Annotated in this window: 21 protein-coding genes; 2 read left to right on the forward strand and 19 right to left on the reverse strand. The window is 54.4% G+C overall.

The window, feature by feature from the left end; all coding sequences use genetic code 11:
• The 8 genes from E8K88_RS16315 to E8K88_RS16350 all read right to left on the reverse strand — a co-directional run.
• A partial coding sequence (locus E8K88_RS16315) for a lysozyme (RefSeq protein ID WP_136407742.1) occupies positions 1-391 on the reverse strand: 391 nt, incomplete at its 3' end.
• Positions 388-684, reverse strand: a complete 297-nt coding sequence (locus E8K88_RS16320) for a hypothetical protein (RefSeq protein ID WP_136407743.1) — start codon at positions 682-684, stop codon at positions 388-390. The genes E8K88_RS16315 and E8K88_RS16320, both read right to left, overlap by 4 nt.
• Positions 685-742: 58 nt before the next feature.
• The gene (locus tag E8K88_RS16325; protein WP_136407744.1) at positions 743-1,150 is read right to left on the reverse strand and encodes a hypothetical protein; all 408 of its coding nucleotides are present in this window, start codon (positions 1,148-1,150) and stop codon (positions 743-745) included.
• Between the two features lie 427 nt (positions 1,151-1,577).
• Positions 1,578-2,369 carry a hypothetical protein gene (locus tag E8K88_RS16330; RefSeq protein WP_136407745.1) on the reverse strand — a complete coding sequence of 264 codons (792 nt, stop codon included), beginning with the start codon at positions 2,367-2,369 and terminating at the stop codon, positions 1,578-1,580.
• Positions 2,366-2,998 carry a hypothetical protein gene (locus tag E8K88_RS16335; RefSeq protein ID WP_136407746.1) on the reverse strand — a complete coding sequence of 211 codons (633 nt, stop codon included), beginning with the start codon at positions 2,996-2,998 and terminating at the stop codon, positions 2,366-2,368. Before E8K88_RS16335 ends, E8K88_RS16330 begins: the two co-directional genes overlap by 4 nt.
• 261 nt (positions 2,999-3,259) lie before the next feature.
• Positions 3,260-8,005 (reverse strand): phage tail length tape measure family protein, encoded by a 4,746-nt coding sequence (locus E8K88_RS16340; protein ID WP_136407747.1) that lies wholly within the window; start codon positions 8,003-8,005, stop codon positions 3,260-3,262.
• A 79-nt stretch (positions 8,006-8,084) separates the two neighbouring features.
• The gene (locus E8K88_RS16345; protein ID WP_136407748.1) at positions 8,085-8,408 is read right to left on the reverse strand and encodes a hypothetical protein; all 324 of its coding nucleotides are present in this window, start codon (positions 8,406-8,408) and stop codon (positions 8,085-8,087) included.
• A gap of 234 nt (positions 8,409-8,642) precedes the next feature.
• On the reverse strand, positions 8,643-9,137 hold the full coding sequence (locus tag E8K88_RS16350) for an Arc family DNA-binding protein (protein ID WP_136407749.1): 495 nt from the start codon (positions 9,135-9,137) through the stop codon (positions 8,643-8,645).
• Positions 9,138-9,239: 102 nt separating this feature from the next.
• Here E8K88_RS16350 and E8K88_RS18085 point away from each other — a divergent pair, with 102 nt between their 5' ends.
• Both E8K88_RS18085 and E8K88_RS16355 read left to right on the forward strand, forming a co-directional pair.
• Positions 9,240-9,410 carry a hypothetical protein gene (locus tag E8K88_RS18085; protein ID WP_168797371.1) on the forward strand — a complete coding sequence of 57 codons (171 nt, stop codon included), beginning with the start codon at positions 9,240-9,242 and terminating at the stop codon, positions 9,408-9,410.
• Positions 9,395-10,294, forward strand: a complete 900-nt coding sequence (locus E8K88_RS16355; RefSeq protein ID WP_205880110.1) for a BRO-N domain-containing protein — start codon at positions 9,395-9,397, stop codon at positions 10,292-10,294. Before E8K88_RS18085 ends, E8K88_RS16355 begins: the two co-directional genes overlap by 16 nt.
• On the opposite strand, the gene E8K88_RS16360 is transcribed toward E8K88_RS16355, so the two are convergent.
• The 11 genes from E8K88_RS16360 to E8K88_RS16410 all read right to left on the reverse strand — a co-directional run bounded on the left by E8K88_RS16360 (position 10,248) and on the right by E8K88_RS16410 (position 16,376).
• Positions 10,248-10,562 carry a DUF1799 domain-containing protein gene (locus E8K88_RS16360; protein ID WP_136407750.1) on the reverse strand — a complete coding sequence of 105 codons (315 nt, stop codon included), beginning with the start codon at positions 10,560-10,562 and terminating at the stop codon, positions 10,248-10,250. The two genes, E8K88_RS16355 and E8K88_RS16360, sit on opposite strands and share 47 nt — an antisense overlap.
• A 17-nt stretch (positions 10,563-10,579) precedes the next feature.
• Entirely contained in the window at positions 10,580-10,897 is a 318-nt protein-coding gene (locus E8K88_RS16365; protein ID WP_136407751.1) for a phage tail assembly chaperone, read from the reverse strand.
• A 74-nt stretch (positions 10,898-10,971) separates the two neighbouring features.
• Positions 10,972-11,628, reverse strand: coding sequence for a phage tail tube protein (locus tag E8K88_RS16370; protein ID WP_136407752.1), 657 nt, complete (start codon positions 11,626-11,628; stop codon positions 10,972-10,974).
• Positions 11,629-11,781: 153 nt separating this feature from the next.
• Complete coding sequence (locus E8K88_RS16375; protein WP_136407753.1) at positions 11,782-12,288, reverse strand: Rha family transcriptional regulator; 507 nt, start codon at positions 12,286-12,288, stop codon at positions 11,782-11,784.
• Between the two features lie 76 nt (positions 12,289-12,364).
• The gene (gene gp17 / locus E8K88_RS16380; protein ID WP_136407754.1) at positions 12,365-12,730 is read right to left on the reverse strand and encodes a tail completion protein gp17; all 366 of its coding nucleotides are present in this window, start codon (positions 12,728-12,730) and stop codon (positions 12,365-12,367) included.
• Positions 12,727-13,284, reverse strand: coding sequence for an HK97 gp10 family phage protein (locus E8K88_RS16385; protein ID WP_136407755.1), 558 nt, complete (start codon positions 13,282-13,284; stop codon positions 12,727-12,729). Before E8K88_RS16385 ends, gp17 begins: the two co-directional genes overlap by 4 nt.
• Positions 13,277-13,609 carry a phage head closure protein gene (locus E8K88_RS16390; protein ID WP_136407756.1) on the reverse strand — a complete coding sequence of 111 codons (333 nt, stop codon included), beginning with the start codon at positions 13,607-13,609 and terminating at the stop codon, positions 13,277-13,279. The genes E8K88_RS16385 and E8K88_RS16390 overlap by 8 nt, the downstream gene beginning before the upstream one ends.
• On the reverse strand, positions 13,609-13,998 hold the full coding sequence (locus E8K88_RS16395; protein ID WP_136407757.1) for a head-tail connector protein: 390 nt from the start codon (positions 13,996-13,998) through the stop codon (positions 13,609-13,611). The genes E8K88_RS16390 and E8K88_RS16395 overlap by 1 nt, the downstream gene beginning before the upstream one ends.
• Before the next feature lie 2 nt (positions 13,999-14,000).
• On the reverse strand, positions 14,001-14,804 hold the full coding sequence (locus E8K88_RS16400; RefSeq protein ID WP_136407758.1) for a collagen-like domain-containing protein: 804 nt from the start codon (positions 14,802-14,804) through the stop codon (positions 14,001-14,003).
• Positions 14,797-16,161, reverse strand: a complete 1,365-nt coding sequence (locus E8K88_RS16405) for a phage portal protein (protein WP_136407759.1) — start codon at positions 16,159-16,161, stop codon at positions 14,797-14,799. Before E8K88_RS16405 ends, E8K88_RS16400 begins: the two co-directional genes overlap by 8 nt.
• Entirely contained in the window at positions 16,158-16,376 is a 219-nt protein-coding gene (locus E8K88_RS16410; RefSeq protein WP_136407760.1) for a hypothetical protein, read from the reverse strand. The genes E8K88_RS16405 and E8K88_RS16410 overlap by 4 nt, the downstream gene beginning before the upstream one ends.
• Between the last annotated feature and the right edge of the window lie 25 nt (positions 16,377-16,401).

Here is a 16,401-nt window from a genome sequence, read left to right on the forward strand (position 1 = left end):
CCAGGTTGTAGAGCATGTCGATGATGCTGGCTTGTACCCAGACGTTGTAATCATCCCAGTGTGCAAACATGCGTTTTGCGGCCTTCTCGCTGCGCTGCAGTATCTTGAGCTCCAGCGCTTTGCATTCTTCGCGTGTGTACGTCTTGCCTGCAATCACGTCAGGGCCGGTCACGCCGTTGCAAACCGTCCACGGCCGGCCTTTGCCCAACGTGTCCACGTAAGGTGTGCCAATGTGCCGGCCACTTGACTCATAGTGCGCGCCGATCTCGTGGGCCAGCTGCACTGCCGCGCTGGGCTGGCTGGCCTCGTATACCGCATAGCCACCGGCAGCAGACAAAGAAAAAGCGGCTACTAAGAGCCGCTGTTTGAGCGATGCTGGAATCTTGCTCATAAATTCCCCCAGTCTGTTTTACACAAGTCCTGTCCGGCTTCTTCACGCAGCCGATCAATGCGCGCCTGCCTGCGCCACTTCCAAATCAAGTGCAGGGCTTGCAGTGCGATGTAGATCAGCGTGGCGATGGCCACCAGATCAGCCAACCCAACACCGAACGTCTTCAACCCCACGGCGCCCCCCGCGCCTGGCGTTGCTTGCATTCCCGCGTGAACCAAGTCCTGCTTTTGTTGTGCAGTTAAATGCTGCTGAATACCCAGTAGCGACAAGAATGCCAATAATCTTTTTTTCATAGTTTCGATGCTTTGGGCATAAAAAAACGGCCCGTAGGCCGTGGTGGTGTGTTGTCGCTTAGAGCGTTGCCGCTATGTTGAATAACTCTTGTAGCCGCTCTGGCGCGATCTGCAAGGCTGCTCCGAAGCTCGCAATCAGCGGGTTGTCTATCTCCCAATACTGATTTGCAAACTCGATCTGCGCGATGTAGCGTTGTGATGGATCTTCAATTGCATCGATTACCGCTTGCACGTCTTGCTCTTTGATGCCCTGCTCTGTGTAGAGCGCGATGAGACCCTGGCGGCGCGTGATTTGATGCGCATTCACCGGCGCAGCCGGAACATCAAGCCATGCTGCTCCATCCCAGCGTTTGCCGAGCACGTCCACACCAGCGCCCATCTCAATCATGCTTGGGCTCTCAACTGGCCCAGCAAGCTGCGAAACTGCAAAGCAAAACCCAGATTCGTCTATTTGTGCATATCGCATGATTAACTCCAGTATTCAATTATTTCCCATGAGAAATCACTTTCTGCGCTTGATGTCTTGGTGATTACTAGCGTGCTTCCAGATAGTGTGTAGTTTGAATAGGCAGTATCTATGTAGGGCGTAAGCCTCACTACTGAAACAATGCAAGCGTTGGGAATAACAGGAGATATTTCGACATTAGTTGACGTAGTTACCCCAGAGTTACTCATACGTGCTTGCCCCTTCTGCACAGACCGCACACCCCCAGCACCAATCAGACGCCAGTTCGTCTTATCGTTCGCTGGGTCTGTCGTCCCAGCGCCGTTTGTTTTCCGCATGTAGACATGGGACGACAACGGGCTGACAACATAGTCTCCGATTCTGTATGTCGTACCACTCACCCAGAGTGCGAGCGGCTTGCTACCCCCAAGCAACGTATAAAAATCACTCATGCCCATGTGCTCCCGTTAAATTTCACAACCGCCGCGCCGTAGCGGGGCACGATCATTGCCTGCGGACTCGGCGCTGTGCCTTTGACTGTCTTACCGCTCCAGTTCACCGTGGCTTCTCCGCTTGATGCGTTGCAGAAACCAATTTCGTCGCCAACCTCCGGCGCTGCGGGCATAGTTAGCGTCACGCCTGCGGCTGTGATGACGTGATAAACGCCCGCCGCCGCGTTGGCGTTTGCTGCCACATTCAGCACAGCTAAGCCACCCTGAGCAGGAGCATTGCCAAGCGTCACCGTCCAGCCTATCACGCTGCCAGAGCCTGTAAATGCGCTCACGGTCACAGATAGAGCGCCGGTGGCCGCGTTGTACGCAGTCACGATGCCGTACATGCGCTGATTGATCGGGTTTGCAGCCGCCGCCAACACGACAGCCTGGCCGGACATGAAGGCCCGCCCTGTCTCTACAGTCAGACTCTTAGCCCCTGCCCCGATATTCAGTGCCTGCGCGGTCGTGCCGTAAGTCGTAGGCGCGTTCTTTGCCAGCTCTGCAGATGCAGCCGCCTCGTTCGCCTTGGTGCTGGCTGTCGCAGCAGAAGCTGCAGCCGCTACCGCACGTTCATTGGCTGCAGTGGCGTTTGTCTTTGCTGATTCGGCCACGCCATCCAAACCGTCCGACCACTCGGGCAAAATCCCCAAAAATCCGTCAGCGCGTGGTGAGAAGTTCTGCGGATCGTTTGTGCTTGGCGGCGTGGGCAAAACCGGAATATCCGGCACATCAACAATGTCTGTCATAACTCCTCCAGGTCAATGCTCAAGCTGCCGTAATTGATGCTGGGCGCTGTCAGCGTCCAGTCTTTGAGCAGTCCATAAATTAAAAAAGACGAGAACCATGGGTTGCTCGTCTGGTCGTCTAAGCCGCTGAAAAGTGCGGGCCTTGATCTGATTGAGATCAGCGTCTCTCGGATTTGATCTGCATCCCTGCTGTCCTCGACGTGCAGCTTTTGCTTTGTCGTCGGCACAAAGCGCCGCTCTACGATTCGGGCCACATTCCCGTACTCGTCATCGCGCACGATGCGAGAGTAGTTCGCGCCGCTCACGCTCGGATCAACAATCGTCTTGCCCAGATTCACCTTGCGGCACACCACAAGCGCTTTGATCGATGGCGCAACATCCCCGTAGCCCAGCTCGACTTCAACTTCAGCATTCGAGTACATCGGCAGATCAGAGAAGATCGTGTCGGTCTGGTATGTGAAGTCGTTGAAGAAGTAATCGAACCAGTTCCGCACAACCCGCTTTGTCAAGCTGACTGTGCGCGTGACTTGCAGCACTCCGTCTTGATAGATGCGTATCGTGGCGTTACTGGCCTCCATGCCGACCAGGGCCACAGAGTCAATACGAGAACCTGGTTTGACGCGAAACATCAAGGACTCGCCTGCCTGGCCCANGGTTGGTCGCGCCCATGTCTTGCCACTTGAGCGGCGAGGATTCCGGCGTGGCCGTGTCCCCAGCTTCTATAGCGACCAGCGCCTGGTAGCGCTTGTGCGTCTCAAGCCGAATTACAGAATCGCCCAGCGCATAAGTCTGCCCAGAAGACCAAACTTGCTCACCATTGGCCACGTCTGGCTCTGGCACTGAAGACGCTACAAACCGCGCTTGATCTATGTCAATCGGCGGATAAACAATCATGCTGTAGCCTCCCTTGTAATCATTGCATCACCCCCATTTGTCACTTCATCTAGCGTTCGGCTGATGTTGCGCGTGTTTGCCGCAGTGTCTTCTGCGCTTGAGCGCGCTGCTGCCAGCTCCGCCTTCACCGCAGCCAGCTCCGTGCGCATAGCCCGCATCTCAGCCAGCAACGCAGTGTTGCCACTACTGCTATTCAGAGAGTTGAGCATCGCGCTGTTGTCAACCGTAGGAATCACCTTGGCCGGCACATTCACAGGCTTCATGTCAGCGGCTTGATAAACGCTTTGCGTGTCCCATGCCTCCAGATCGGACAGTTTCCCGCCTGCTTTTTGATAGAAGCCCGCGATGTACTTCTGCGTGTCTTCAAGCGACTTGATGTAGCCCGCTATGCTTGAGTTTTGGTCAAACAAAGACGCGCTATTGCCTTTTGCGTATTCGGCCAGCTTGTCCACCAGTTCGGGCAGCTTCTCAGCGGCATCCTTATCGCCCGCCCTGGCCTGAGCCGTGAGCATTGCAAACTGCGCTTCGTAGAAGCTGTTGCCCGAGTCTTGCGTCGTACCAAGAATCGTGTCGCGCAAATCCTCCATAGAGCCAAGAATCGCGTTATAGACAGACTCCCATGCGCTGATCATCTCGTTTGCTTGAGACTTGATCGACGACCCGCCGCTGTAACCGCCGCTGTAACTTGGGCGAGCGACAGGTTTTGGCACAGCTACCGATCCAACATTCAGGTCTTTGATTGTTGAATTGATAGCAGCTATCGCCGCCTGCAAAGCGGGGTCATCCAAGATCGCCTGCAAAGCAGCAACAGATGCACGAGCCTGCCCCACAACAGCGTCAATCGAGGCCTGCGACACCACGCCAGACATTGCAGAGCCAGTAGCCGCAGCTTGCAGCAGTGGCGTAATGATTCCACTCGTAAAAGTGTCTGTGATCTGCTGCGCAAAACCACCCGCAATACTGTTGTAGATGCCGTCGATGATGTGGGCCGACAACTGAGCGCCCACGTCATCTTGCGTCAACCGGCCCAGCATCCCGTCGCGCAGAATCTGTGCGATCGTGTCGCCGCTAATGCCCGCGTCGCTGTAGAGCGCGTCAATGACTCGCTGCTGCTCATCGATGCGGGCCTGTGCCAGCTCTGCTTCTGCCTGCGCCGCAGCTTCAGCTGCATCCGTTGTCTGCGCGAACGCTGGCCCCAGATTCAGCAGCATCGCTGCCAGCTCTGCGCCCTCTTCCCCAGCCGCAAGCGCTTCTTCGACCATGGCGCGCCAGGCTGCTTTGACCTCCTCAGCCGTGTCCATCGTCTCATCACTGAGATCAAGCATCGGCATCTTCAGATCAAACTTCGCAAGCTGCTCTGCGATCTGCTTTTGCGACATTTCCAGCTTTTCAGCGTCGCTGTAGAACAAGTCCACGAACGCGGCAACGCCGGACGACAGGTTTTCAAAGCCGCCCATGCTTTCCAGCAGTGCGCCGAATGCCGCGTCACCCACATTGCCGAACTCGACAAGGTAGGTTTGCCAGCCCGCCAGCGTCTCGCGCATGGCCGCAAGCTGCCCAAGAACCGCATTGATCTGCTCTAAAGAAGCGTCATCGCCAACCTGGCCAAGCAATCCGCTTGCCCAATCTGGCAAATCCAAGCCTTGCAGCGCCTCTACGTATGACTGCGCAACTGCTGTGACGTACTCAGCCCAGCCCTCCTCCATCGGCGCAAACTCACGCGGCGACCATTTGCTATCCCAAGGCTCCGACGCCCAATTGATCAGCTCTTCCCACTCCCCTTGCGCGTTCTGGATATTGATCCGCAGATCGCCCCATGACCCGCCTTCGCCGTCGAAGTCATCAGACCAGCCGGTGAAAACTTGAGCGCGACCCTCTAGGCCAAAATCCGAGAGGAATTTGTCAAAGCTAGCGCCAACGCCAAGGGCCAGGCCTTCTAGTGCGCCCCCCACGGTTGCGTCGTAATGGGACTGTGGGCCAGACTGGTAGTTTTCTGAATTGCCGCTGAAGTAATGACCCGTTCCTCCGCGGTGCACATCCCCCGACCCATCCAGCCCATCAATCCATCCGCCGAGCAACCCACCCAGCATCGTGCCGATGCCGGGCATGATCGCAGTACCAATTGCCGAGCCAATGCCAGAGCCGTAGTTGCCCTGGAACAACTGGAATATCGCGCCCGCATAGCCTGCAGCTGAGCCGATCCCGCCTTGAAAGCCCGGAATATCCTGCAGCCATGTGTCAAAGTCGCGGATTGAGTCGCTCAAACCCATTAGGGCATTGCCTGCAGACTCATAGCCGTTTTCGTACAAGCCAAATCCAAGGTTGCCGAAACCTCTAGCGGCATTCCCACCCCAGCCGCTCCAGTTTGTGAAGCCGCCGCCAGAGTTACCAAGTCCACCCCAAAAGCCGCCGGATTGAGCTGCAGCCCCTTGGCCGCCGCCGAAAAGCCCCATGACAGAGCCCACGCCAGCCTCAACAATGGGTCGCAACACTAAAGCAGCGAATAGCCTCTCCAGATACTCAGCAGCACTTTTACCGCCGCCAATGATGTAATCGTTGAGCGTGTCGCCGATTGTCTTGGCAGTCTTGTCCCATTGGCTGGCGATTAACTTGGCGGCCTCGGCATTGCCTTCAGCAAAATCCTTGTTTTCAAGTAAAGCGATGCGCTCACGGATTTTGTCGACAATTTGCTGTTGGGCATACAACTCTTGCGTGGTTGACTGGCCAAGATCTGCTGCGCGCTGCAGTTCAGCAAGACGCAACTCAGCAACAGCTAGGCGCTGCTGTTCACGACCAATTAGTATCCTGGCTTGCTCTTGACGCGACTTGCCGATTAACTCAATCTCTTCCCGCAACGTGGTGTTGCTCTTATCCATCTGCTCGACGGACTTCAGCATCTCCTCCACTTGCTTCTGACGCGCCTTGCGTGACTCATCAATCTCTTTCGTGAATGCCTGCTCGCGCTTGAGGCGGTCTTCCTCCGCTTGCGTGGCCTTCTCTGCTGTGACTAGCCGCTTAGCCTCTTCCAAGGCCAGCTCTTTGGTTGCGCGCTGGCGTGACGTCAGCTTGCCGGTCAAGTCCTCTTGCAGCTTCAGGACGATGCGTTCGCCTTCTGTCAGCTTTTGTGTCTCTGTGCCGTGGATTTTCAGGCGCTCAAGCAGCTCGTCTTGTGCTGCAATACGGGCACGGATAGATGCCAGCTCAGCGTCACCAGCAGAGCGTCCGCCACCGCCGCCAGTTTTAGACTGCCTGTTTGCGCGCAGTGACGCGATTTGCTCCTCAATGGCCTTTTCATCCTTGCCCAAGGCAATACCTGCGCGGCGCAATTCATTTTCTTCGTCCTGAAGTTTCTTGCGCTTCTTGGCGTCCTCGGGAGCCGCCGCCGCCCAAGTAGCGCTTGCAGTGATGCGTTCATTTTCAAGCCTAACGCCCTCGGCGGCTGCATCATTCAGAGAATCAAGAGCGTCCTTGGTGTACTCTAATCGTTTGATCTGCAGCTCTTGATCAGCAATTGCTCCTTGGTTGTTTGTCGCTGGAAGGAAATTGTCAATCTCTGAAATACCAGTTGAGGATGGCGCTGATTGAAGGGAGGCTATTGTTGCCCTTGCTTCCGCAATCGCTTGCTCGATTGATTTCTCACGCCCGAGTCCGAGCATGTTGTCCCACGCCTTAGACGCAACTCCGGCGACCCCAGCCCACGCTTTCTCCAGGACGCCAAGGTTTGCTTCCAATGAGGCGGTTCGCTCATCCATCGCTTTTTTGTAGGCCTGCTGTGCAAGCTCTGCCGCTTCGTCGGTGCGCCCCTGCTCTTCCAAAGCCTTGATTTGCTCGTAAACAGCAAAGGTCAGATAGCCATACTGCTCATTGAGTTTCTGCGAAGCCTCAACGGGTGACTTGCCCAGTGACTCAAAGTCACCAATGGTTTCCTCGACGGATTTGCCCACCAAGCGATTCAGGTTGATGGCAGTTTCTGCATAGCCCACCATGCCCTCTTTGGCGATGTTAGCCGAGCCTGCCATTTGGGCCAGCACGGCAGATGCCTCGCGCTGCGTTCCTGTGATTTCGCCAACCTGGCGAGCCATTGTCTGCAGCTCACCGGCACTCAATCCGGCCACATTCCCCGACATGACAATGGCTTTATTGAAAGCCTGAGCCTCTTTTTGACCCGAGTGCCAAGCAGCAAAAAGCACCCCAACCGCAGTCGCGGCAATCGTCATGGGGTTAACCATTCCAACCACCGCAGATCCCGCGCCTGCAGCAACCTGCTTCCATGAGCCGAACATGTCGCGCAATTGCAGGCCCTGCTGCAAAAACACGGTCATAGGGCGCTGTCCGCCCTGCAACGACACCACAATATCGCTGATTTGCGCTGGCGTACCGCGCATTGCCTGTTGGAGCTGCTTGTGGCTGCGGTAACCCATGTCCAGTGCTGCGTTGTCGCTGACTTGCGCAGCTTCATGGGCGCGGATGCGCTTGATTACCTCGTCGTGAAGTGCGCCACTGGTCTTTAAGGTAGCGTTATAGGCAAGCTGCTGAGAGCGCGTCATGCCCAGTTGGTCGGCATTTTTCAGGAGCGCGTCATATCGGTTTTTCTCGCTGCGGGTCAGCTTCTGATATTCGGCCTGAGCCTCCTGCGACATGGATTTGATGAAATTTTTGGCCTTATTGGTTCCAACCTCAACGCCATCAGCCCCAACAACAATGTCAACCCGTGCTGTGCCGACTACTTGATCTTCTGCCATATTTCGCCCACAAAAAAGCCCGCAAGGCGCAAACCGTGCGGGCAAAATAAAAGCGCCATTTTGGCGCTCGTTGATCCTCTTATTTGACGTCTATTTCTATTAGACGCCAACCACCTAAATTTTTACTGTACTCAATTTTTATAATGGCATTCTCTTCAAGATAAACACCACCACCATTAATTGACTCAATCACCGTCTCTACACTAAACCTGCATCTTGCGTACTCATCGACTTTTGACTTTGAGTAAGAAGCCAACTGATAAGAGGCTGTGGTTTGTAGCTCGCTACGAATAAAACGATTCGCCGCTGCATACGCATCATGAGGGCTCGCGCAATTTTTCCCTAAATTAAAATCGCAACCAACCAATAAAAAAACGATGACTATCAATGCCACTCTTTGCATAACATCTCATTACTTTAATTATAAAAACACATCATCGCCACCAATATTTAACACTTAACCGTTCATATTCCTTAAGCTCATCTGGCGGAAGTTTTCTGCCCCCATATCGCCTTTTATATTTCAGCCGATCATATCGGAGCTTCTCCTCTTTATTTGAAGGCCAAAGATACGCGCAAGCCACCAAAAAAACAAAAACCAACGATATATAAAAACCAATCATCAGCACTCCAAAAACTACTTCATTGCTTTTGTTTCTTTAATATCGCCAGTCAAATAAAAAACATGCGCATCATCCTCCGCATTTTTATTAACCTCCATAATAAGATCTCTCACCTCTCCAGCAGTTGCACCTCTTGCCGTTTGGATTATTACTACAGGTGCATTATTTAAACTTGCCAACCCCTTTGAAGCGAGAAGAAAAAGAGCATCATTAAATCCAAGCCCTGTACTAACCATTCCCTCATGAACAAGGTGCGATATCGCCTCATTTTTTTGGATCATGTTTTCTGGCAGCGATCCTCTTATTTCAGCCAACTCCTTGGCAAGAGCCGCAAACGACTCTTCATTGATCTTTTGAAGGTCGTTAGTTCTAAACGCCGCCTCCAGCCGCGCCACGATCTCTGCATTCATACTGCGGCCAGATGCTTTGGCTGCTGCTGCTATCTTTTCGCGTAGCTCCTCCTCCATGCGCAATGGATAGGACGGTAATTGGTGTCTGCTGCTGCTCATGGACGCAATTGTGGCTATCAAAAGGAATCTTTTCAAAGAATCTATTTGACATCCACATGGATATCAAACAGAATCACCTCGACACCAAACGAAAGGATAGCGATGACACACCGTCAAACTAGAACGACATTCCCATTCCGCCCAAACAAACCAGACACTATGGAATGGGTGAAGCAACAAGCTGAACAAATAGACCGCTCTGCCAATTGGTTCATCAACAACCTGATCGAACAGGCCAAACATCAACAGGAAACGCAATGCAAGAAGCCGTAAGCACAAAAGGCGAAGCCCCAACCGCGCCAACGGTTGAGGCTTCTAATGAAAAATCCCAACCTCTTACCGAAGGAATCTTCATGTCAAATTCTATCACCTCATCAAATTTTCACTTTGATGATCACCTCGTGCGCTTGATTCAGGACGGTGACAGCACTTGGTTTCACGCTGGCGACGTTATGAATGCCCTGGACTATGCGGCCACCAGCCGCTCATCCAAAGTTTGCGCCCATATCCCTGAGATTTGGAAGGGTGTGAAACCGATTCACACCCTTGGCGGCACTCAAAGCGCCCTATTTCTCCAAGAGCAAGGCTTGTATTTCTTCCTTGGTCGTAGCGACAAGCCCAAGGCCTTGCCGTTTCAAATGTGGGTCTATGGCGAAGTCCTGCCCTCAATCCGCAAGACCGGCTCCTACAAAGTCGGGCAGCAGCAGGAGTTGGCGATTGACGAAACTGCCGAGTCCATCCGGCGCGACTCCATCGGCAGCATCATCGAACGCCTGACAAGCCGCGTACAACAATCCAATACCTACCCTGTCGAAGTGTTCATGCCACTGGTCAATGCAGTTCTCAGAAAAGCAGGCCTTGATTTTGTCCATCGCAGCGGCCACAGCGCATTGCCAATCTCGTTTGCTCAAGAGCTTGAAGATCGCCTCACCTCTTTGGGCCGCGTATTTCATCCGATGACAAGCCCGAATTTCCATGACGTGATCGCAATTCGGCGCATTTTGTCAGGCATGGACCCGAAGACCGGCCAAAAAGACAGCCGATGCACCGCCATACTCCCAGCCAAAAATCCAACACTTGAGCCAGAGGTAAGGCGTGCAAACAAGCGGTCTACTTCTTCGCCTGCTGCGCTTCCAAGTCCTTGTAGTGCTTGTTAAGCATTTCGGCCTCGATGATGCGCACATGCCCCATGATTTCCTCACGCTCATCGCCCTGTAAGCCCATGCGGTCAAGCTCACTATTGAACACAAGGTAGTTCAGACCAGTAGGCCCGTTAAAGCCCGGTATGGTCTGAGTGCGATTGTCGTGATACAGCATGAGTGCGGGCCAAATGTCGGGCCAACACTCCACCATCGGCTCTTGGTAATGACTGGGTCGCAGCCCAGTTCCCCGCAAATCCTCGGCAGTCGGCCTGCGCCAAAGCATCGCGCCGACTGCCTCTTTCAGTTTTTTTCCAGTGCGAACTGGCGGGATTTGTGGAAGCCTTCAATGATTGCTCGCAGCGTGCCCGGGCGTTCATCTTCCAGCTCTTGCATGCCTTCAATCGACAAAGAGTAGTCGGTATCCCATTCGGCAACGATATGCACTGCAACCGATGGATAGAACGGATCTTTTTTCCCCTGCAAACTCTCCACAAAGTCTTTGAATTCAGTGGACTTGAGATTGCGATAAGTCAGGTTGAGTGCGTTTGTTTCTCCCTGGCCTTTGATCGTCAATTTTGCAGGGATGGTTTTTGGTGCGTTGCCTTTTTTAATGGCCATGGTGTTCTTTCGGTGAATAGAATGGAAAACGGCACCGCATGGGTGCCGTTGTGTTGGTGTTGGTGTTGGCTGACTTACGCCCGAGCCACCAGCGTGCCTTCCGCGCTCTGGAAATAGAAGGTGGCCGTGTTCTTGATCGGTTGGCCAGAGGTCAGCGGCAAGCTGCCATTGAAGTGCAGATAGCCCCACTCATAGATGGCATCGCCGTTGGGCAAAGTGATGCGGATCACGGTCGGCTGACGCTTGCGCGATTGCGCTTTGGCCGCTTTGTACCAAGGCAACTCTTTGTCATAGTCCAGCGTCAGCGCAGAACTGCGCGCAGTCTGGCCAATCGGAATCTGAAACTCTTGGCCCAGCGGGTTTTCCAGGTACTTGCCGTTATAGGTCTGCGGCTCACCGCCAGATGGCGTCAGTTCGCCTTGCTGTGAAAAGTCGACAAAGTTGGATGCGACCACCAGCTGGCCAGCGCCATTGCCTGGGACATACAGTGTTGTGTCGCTGGTATCGATGCCAAGCAGTTCAGCAACACCGGCGTCAACCGCGCCCACTTCAGTTGCAATGTTGACCAAGCCGGGCCATTTTGCGCTGGTGACGGCAATTACACTGCCTTCAGTCAGGCCTGTAGCCGTAATATCCAACGGGTCGGCGTTTGTGCCGTCGCTGAAGGCTTGAGCGGCACTGATGGTTGTTGCAAAGCCCACTACGGAGCCGTCAGGGAAGGTTACTGCCATTTTGTGGCCCTTTCAATTGAAAACGCCACCGCATGGGTGGCTGAGATTCGCCCGGAATGGGCACAAAAAAACCGCCTCGGCTTTCACGTTGGCGGTGATGCGGAAATAAAAAACCCGCACAAGGCGGGCAACCACGAAAGGACTGTGTGGTAATTAGTGCAGCGGTAGGGTTGGCTGAATTTCGTTTTCGAGTTTCATGATGCGCCCCTCAAGCAAAGGTTTCTCACGCTTGCGATCCAACATCAAGCGCGATCCGAAGGTGGCTTTTACCTTTGACTCCACTTCCTCAGCAATCGCAGCCTGCAGCTGCTGCCATAGATTGTGTGTCCGCTGCGAAAGCGCATCACGCATGCGGAAGAATTCATAGATCAAGTTTTCCTTAAAGTCCACAACAGAATTGCTGTTTCGCATCAAGGAAATAACGAACGCAGATTGACGTTCATTCAGGTACGCATATTCAGCGTCGCCGCCTCCATGCTTGCCTGGCGATCTTGGTTGGATTTCAAATCTGACCAAGCCAAATCGCTCAAGCCTTGCTTGGTATCTGCGCACCAGCTTTATTGTGCTGGCATGCTGTGCCTTCATCCCCTTGGCAATCACAAGCGTGGAGGCAAGCGGCTCGCCATCAATAATTTCAACCAATGGTGTAAATTTGTTCATCTCAGTCCTTTCGTTTACACAATAAAAAACCCGCTCGATGGCGGGCTGAATTTGGCCTTTACGGCTCTTGTTGGTGTTACCTGACTTTGAGCCAGATGCTGAAGTCTTGGCGGCTGCCGTACAGCTTGAGTGGTTCCTCGTACTGACTCACGGCTTGGCCAAGTGTTTTGGCTGACTTGAATGCATGACCAGCCTCAATGATTTTTTGCCGCACCAGCAGGGCCAAGGCAGTGGTTTCTGCGCGCCGCTTCGTCCAGCAAATAATCTGAATGCGGTAATTCTCACTGTCGGGCGGCTTGCGCTCCACGTAGTCATATGCCTGGCCGCCCACGCTCTGATAGACGATGCAGGGGAACACAGGCGTATCTGGCGTGGTGTCGGGATGGCACCGGCCGTCAACAAGCGACCCCAGCAGCGCAAACAGTTCTGTTTCAATGGTCATGCTGAGTCCTTTGCTGTCCAGTCTTTGCCATCTGCCACTGCCTTCATGATCTCAGCCAGGCGCACTTGGCCGCGATCTAGCATGGCCTGCACCGAGGTTTGGGCTATCGCGTCGTAAGCCGGCCGCATGAACGGGTTGGCTGGCACCCATACAGGCTTTTCCAGCGCGCCTGGCCCGCTATGGTCCTGCGCCCCCTTGCCGCGACGCACACCTGGCCGCTTTGACTTCATGTAGCGCCCGTTTTCCGCCTGCTTGTTGTAGCGCCAGTGACCAAACTCGATCAAATGCCCATGCGGTGCCGTTTTTGCATTCCACGCAACCGAATAGATCGCCAACCCATCTTTTGGTTGGGACCGCTTATCGGCATAGGCCACATAAATGCTGCTGGCCAACAGGCCTGATTGCTTGGGCGCTCTTTTTTTCGCTTCATCGCGCACGACCTGCCCACCGGCGACAGCCATGGATCGCGGCAGGTGCCCCTTGAGCTGGACCGCAAAAGCATCAATCCCTTTTAGTGCGCCAGCTACATCGAACGAAAGTCCGGTTTTAGCCATCGTTGCCTCCCACTTCACACAGCAGGTCAGTCCATTCTCGGCCAGCGTGGTCGTGAGAGACTAGGCGCACGTCATAGGCCACTCCTTTCAACAGCACGCGCATGCTGTTATCCAGACTCGGCCTGTACCGCACGCGGATTGAGTACGAAGTGATCGAGCGCGCCACGCCCTCTTGTGCATTTGCCATGCCGCTGCCGGTGGGCGCTTTGACCCACGCCCACAACTTGAGGTCATTGCCCCAGCCATCCAGTGGCTGGCCTGCGGCATCATGGCCTTGCCGCCGCGTCTGGATCGTGATGCGGCGATTGAGTTTTCCAGCCTCCATCACACCACCGTCGGCTTTCTGAGTGAATACAGCAAAGCCGTGGCCGACTGGGGCAGCGCATAACCGTATCCATTCTGATCATTCACACGATGCTCCTGTGAGCCGTTGCGCTCCCTGTAGAAGTAGCCAACCGTCAGCAAGATGGCGTGGCGCACAGTAGCGCGAACGATCTTTTTTCCATCGGCATCTGTAGCTGGAACCTCAATGCCGTCACCGCCTTTGACTGGTCGGCCGTCCTCGCTACGCGCCGGCTCCCAGATCGGAGCAGTGATGTAGTCCAGCACTGCCTCAGTGGCTGCATTGATTTTGATTTGCAGGTCCGCGTCATCCTCATCATCCGCATCGGCACGCAAATGCTCTCTGGCTTGGTCGATTGTCACAATTTCCATATTCACTCCTTGACCTTCACCGGCGCGGTTTTATCGATGCCGTTGCGGCCATCTTTACCGTCGCGGCCCTTTTTCACTGCAAGGCGGAATCCGCTGTTTTGCGAATCTGGCTTAGCCTTGGTCGCCTGTTGGGCGATCCAGTAAGAGCCGCCCCAGGTAACGCCGTCACCTGTTACATAGTCCGCACCCTCTTTGTAGACGCCGCGATCAATCACAACGGGCATAGCCAGTGCAATCGACTTCACCCGATCGTCTTTAGTGAACTTCAAAGTGATACCACGCTCGCCGTCGTACTCGGCCTGCAGGTCATCGAAGCCAAGTCCATCAACACCGTCGCGTCCATCCTTTCCGTCTGTGCCATCCTTCGGTTTTGGCATGCGGTCAATTGCCTTTTCCAAGGTTGCCGCAGCCCGGCGCTCGAAATCCAACTCCCAACGCGCAGACTTTTCTGCCACCAAAGAATCGATTTCCTCCAGGGTCACGGTTTTGCCGTCTTGACCTGGAGCGCCGTCCTTGCCGTCAGCGCCGTCTTTTGGTGCAGGCATGGCAGCAATGGCGGCCTTAACTCGCGCCTCAACCAGCTTATCGACCTCTTCGATGCTCACCGCTTTTCCATCTTGCCCCGGCGCGCCATCCTTTGGCACAGGCAGCGCTTTGATCTGTTCCCGCACGAATGCCTGCGTGGCGACTGTCTGCTTTGCTTCGGCTAGCTGTTTTCTTAGCTCTTCAATCTCCGCCTTCAGAGGCCGAACAGCATCCAATACCAACTGCCCCATGGCCTCGCCAAACTCATCAGGATTAAACATGGGTCATTACCTTTTCTCGTGCAGCCTGAATGGCCTTTTGTGTGGCTAGCAGCGCTTTTGCCTCTGCTAACGCCTGACTGTCTGCCTCGCTCATTTGGGCAATTGCCGGAACGCTTTCAGCCTGGTCGATGCGGTTCAGTCGAACTTGGTCAAGCGGGTAATCCTGCTGCTGCATGTAGACAGTTTCGCCACCAGCCAGCGGCGGAAGATTTACACGCTTGCGCGCATCATTCACCGCAAGGATTGATCCATCAATACCAGCCTTCAGCGTCTCCATCTGGGTCTTGCTATCCATGCGCATCAAACCATCGAGGTCGAGCTCGACACCCTTTGTCTCGCCATCGAAGCCTAGGCCAGCGTCCAAGCAAGCCTCCATCTCTTCAATAGGCGATTGCAAGCAGTCCGAGTAATAAGCACGGTCCAGCGCCTCGATGTTGTTGTGGCTTGGCGCTGCACCAACGCCAACTTTGTAGCCTGGCACATGGAAGACCGAGCAAATGCGCTCGTCCGACCATCGCAGCGTCTCGATCAGCTGGGAGTCCACAGCCGTGCGACTCATAGGCTCGAATTTCATGCCCTCGCCCAGCACAGCCACTCGACCTGCATTTGAACCCGAGTAGCCGGTATCCCACGCTTCCTTGATCTCTTTGGCGTTTTCCGGGGTGATCTTGCCAGGGGCCACAAGGATGCCACCCGGCTGGGCGCTATTGGCAAAGAATCGAAGTGTGTTGTCCTGAATCTTGATGCCAATGCCCGCAGCAATAGCAGCTGCATACAAAGGCGAAATTCCAACCAACGGGTGGTACAGGCAGTTCATACGATCGTGAATGATCTCGCTCGCCGGAACCACAGTGCCCCCGGTGCGCAATCCTGCCAAGTTGTCTTGGCCCAGCTGGTAAAAAATCGATCCGTCATCGGAAACCAGCGGCGTCACCAATGTTGGGTCGAGCACATACAGCGCCTTGACCTTGCCCTTTGAATCGCGCTCTTTGAGAGCGTATACATTGCCAAACCGCAGTTTTGACATGAGCCACCACTGCTTGAACTGGATGTGATTTTGAAAACGGTTAGGGGTGCGCAGCACTGGCTTTACCCCATTGTCTTCGGCCACCTCTACCCAAATTCCCTGCGAGTCTTTAGCGACGATCTTCACGCGCAGCTTACCTATATCATTGGCAATCAAGGTAATGCAGGAATAGACAATAGGCGAAGCCAAGAGGTCCATGTGTTGCAGCTCTTGGTTGCGCTGCCATGCACCTGCAAATGCCTCACGAACCATTGGCCACCAGCCGCGCCCACCGCCGACCGGACTCATGGCCTTGCGTACTGACCGATATGCGCGGCTAATGAAATTCATTCTGGCGTTCCCTTATCTGCTTGACGCTTGCGTGTCTGCTTTTTGATTGGCTCGTCTGTTGCGCCATGCTGAACTGACCCTGCCTCCTGAGTCACAGGCCGCGCCTGCATGTCTTTGGTCTGATATGTGCCGCGTTTGAGCTTTTGCAGAATATCCGCCTCTCGCTGATTCATCAGCTCAGATCGGCCTGACTTGTGTTTGAAGACAACCTTCATGGCTTTCCTTTCAGATGCTTTGCAA

The sequence above is a fragment of the Lampropedia aestuarii genome, from assembly GCF_004803635.1.
GTDB classification, from domain to species: domain Bacteria; phylum Pseudomonadota; class Gammaproteobacteria; order Burkholderiales; family Burkholderiaceae_C; genus Lampropedia; species Lampropedia aestuarii.

Coding starts and splice junctions, on each gene's coding strand:
- E8K88_RS16320 (WP_136407743.1), bottom strand. CDS start 684: ATGAAAAAAAGATTATTGGCATTCTTGTCGCTACTGGGTATTCAGCAG.
- E8K88_RS16325 (WP_136407744.1), bottom strand. CDS start 1,150: ATGCGATATGCACAAATAGACGAATCTGGGTTTTGCTTTGCAGTTTCG.
- E8K88_RS16330 (WP_136407745.1), bottom strand. CDS start 2,369: ATGACAGACATTGTTGATGTGCCGGATATTCCGGTTTTGCCCACGCCG.
- E8K88_RS16335 (WP_136407746.1), bottom strand. CDS start 2,998: ATGTTTCGCGTCAAACCAGGTTCTCGTATTGACTCTGTGGCCCTGGTC.
- E8K88_RS16340 (WP_136407747.1), bottom strand. CDS start 8,005: ATGGCAGAAGATCAAGTAGTCGGCACAGCACGGGTTGACATTGTTGTT.
- E8K88_RS16345 (WP_136407748.1), bottom strand. CDS start 8,408: ATGCAAAGAGTGGCATTGATAGTCATCGTTTTTTTATTGGTTGGTTGC.
- E8K88_RS16350 (WP_136407749.1), bottom strand. CDS start 9,137: ATGAGCAGCAGCAGACACCAATTACCGTCCTATCCATTGCGCATGGAG.
- E8K88_RS18085 (WP_168797371.1), top strand. CDS start 9,240: ATGACACACCGTCAAACTAGAACGACATTCCCATTCCGCCCAAACAAA.
- E8K88_RS16355 (WP_205880110.1), top strand. CDS start 9,395: ATGCAAGAAGCCGTAAGCACAAAAGGCGAAGCCCCAACCGCGCCAACG.
- E8K88_RS16360 (WP_136407750.1), bottom strand. CDS start 10,562: ATGCTTTGGCGCAGGCCGACTGCCGAGGATTTGCGGGGAACTGGGCTG.
- E8K88_RS16365 (WP_136407751.1), bottom strand. CDS start 10,897: ATGGCCATTAAAAAAGGCAACGCACCAAAAACCATCCCTGCAAAATTG.
- E8K88_RS16370 (WP_136407752.1), bottom strand. CDS start 11,628: ATGGCAGTAACCTTCCCTGACGGCTCCGTAGTGGGCTTTGCAACAACC.
- E8K88_RS16375 (WP_136407753.1), bottom strand. CDS start 12,288: ATGAACAAATTTACACCATTGGTTGAAATTATTGATGGCGAGCCGCTT.
- gp17 (WP_136407754.1), bottom strand. CDS start 12,730: ATGACCATTGAAACAGAACTGTTTGCGCTGCTGGGGTCGCTTGTTGAC.
- E8K88_RS16385 (WP_136407755.1), bottom strand. CDS start 13,284: ATGGCTAAAACCGGACTTTCGTTCGATGTAGCTGGCGCACTAAAAGGG.
- E8K88_RS16390 (WP_136407756.1), bottom strand. CDS start 13,609: ATGGAGGCTGGAAAACTCAATCGCCGCATCACGATCCAGACGCGGCGG.
- E8K88_RS16395 (WP_136407757.1), bottom strand. CDS start 13,998: ATGGAAATTGTGACAATCGACCAAGCCAGAGAGCATTTGCGTGCCGAT.
- E8K88_RS16400 (WP_136407758.1), bottom strand. CDS start 14,804: ATGTTTAATCCTGATGAGTTTGGCGAGGCCATGGGGCAGTTGGTATTG.
- E8K88_RS16405 (WP_136407759.1), bottom strand. CDS start 16,161: ATGAATTTCATTAGCCGCGCATATCGGTCAGTACGCAAGGCCATGAGT.
- E8K88_RS16410 (WP_136407760.1), bottom strand. CDS start 16,376: ATGAAGGTTGTCTTCAAACACAAGTCAGGCCGATCTGAGCTGATGAAT.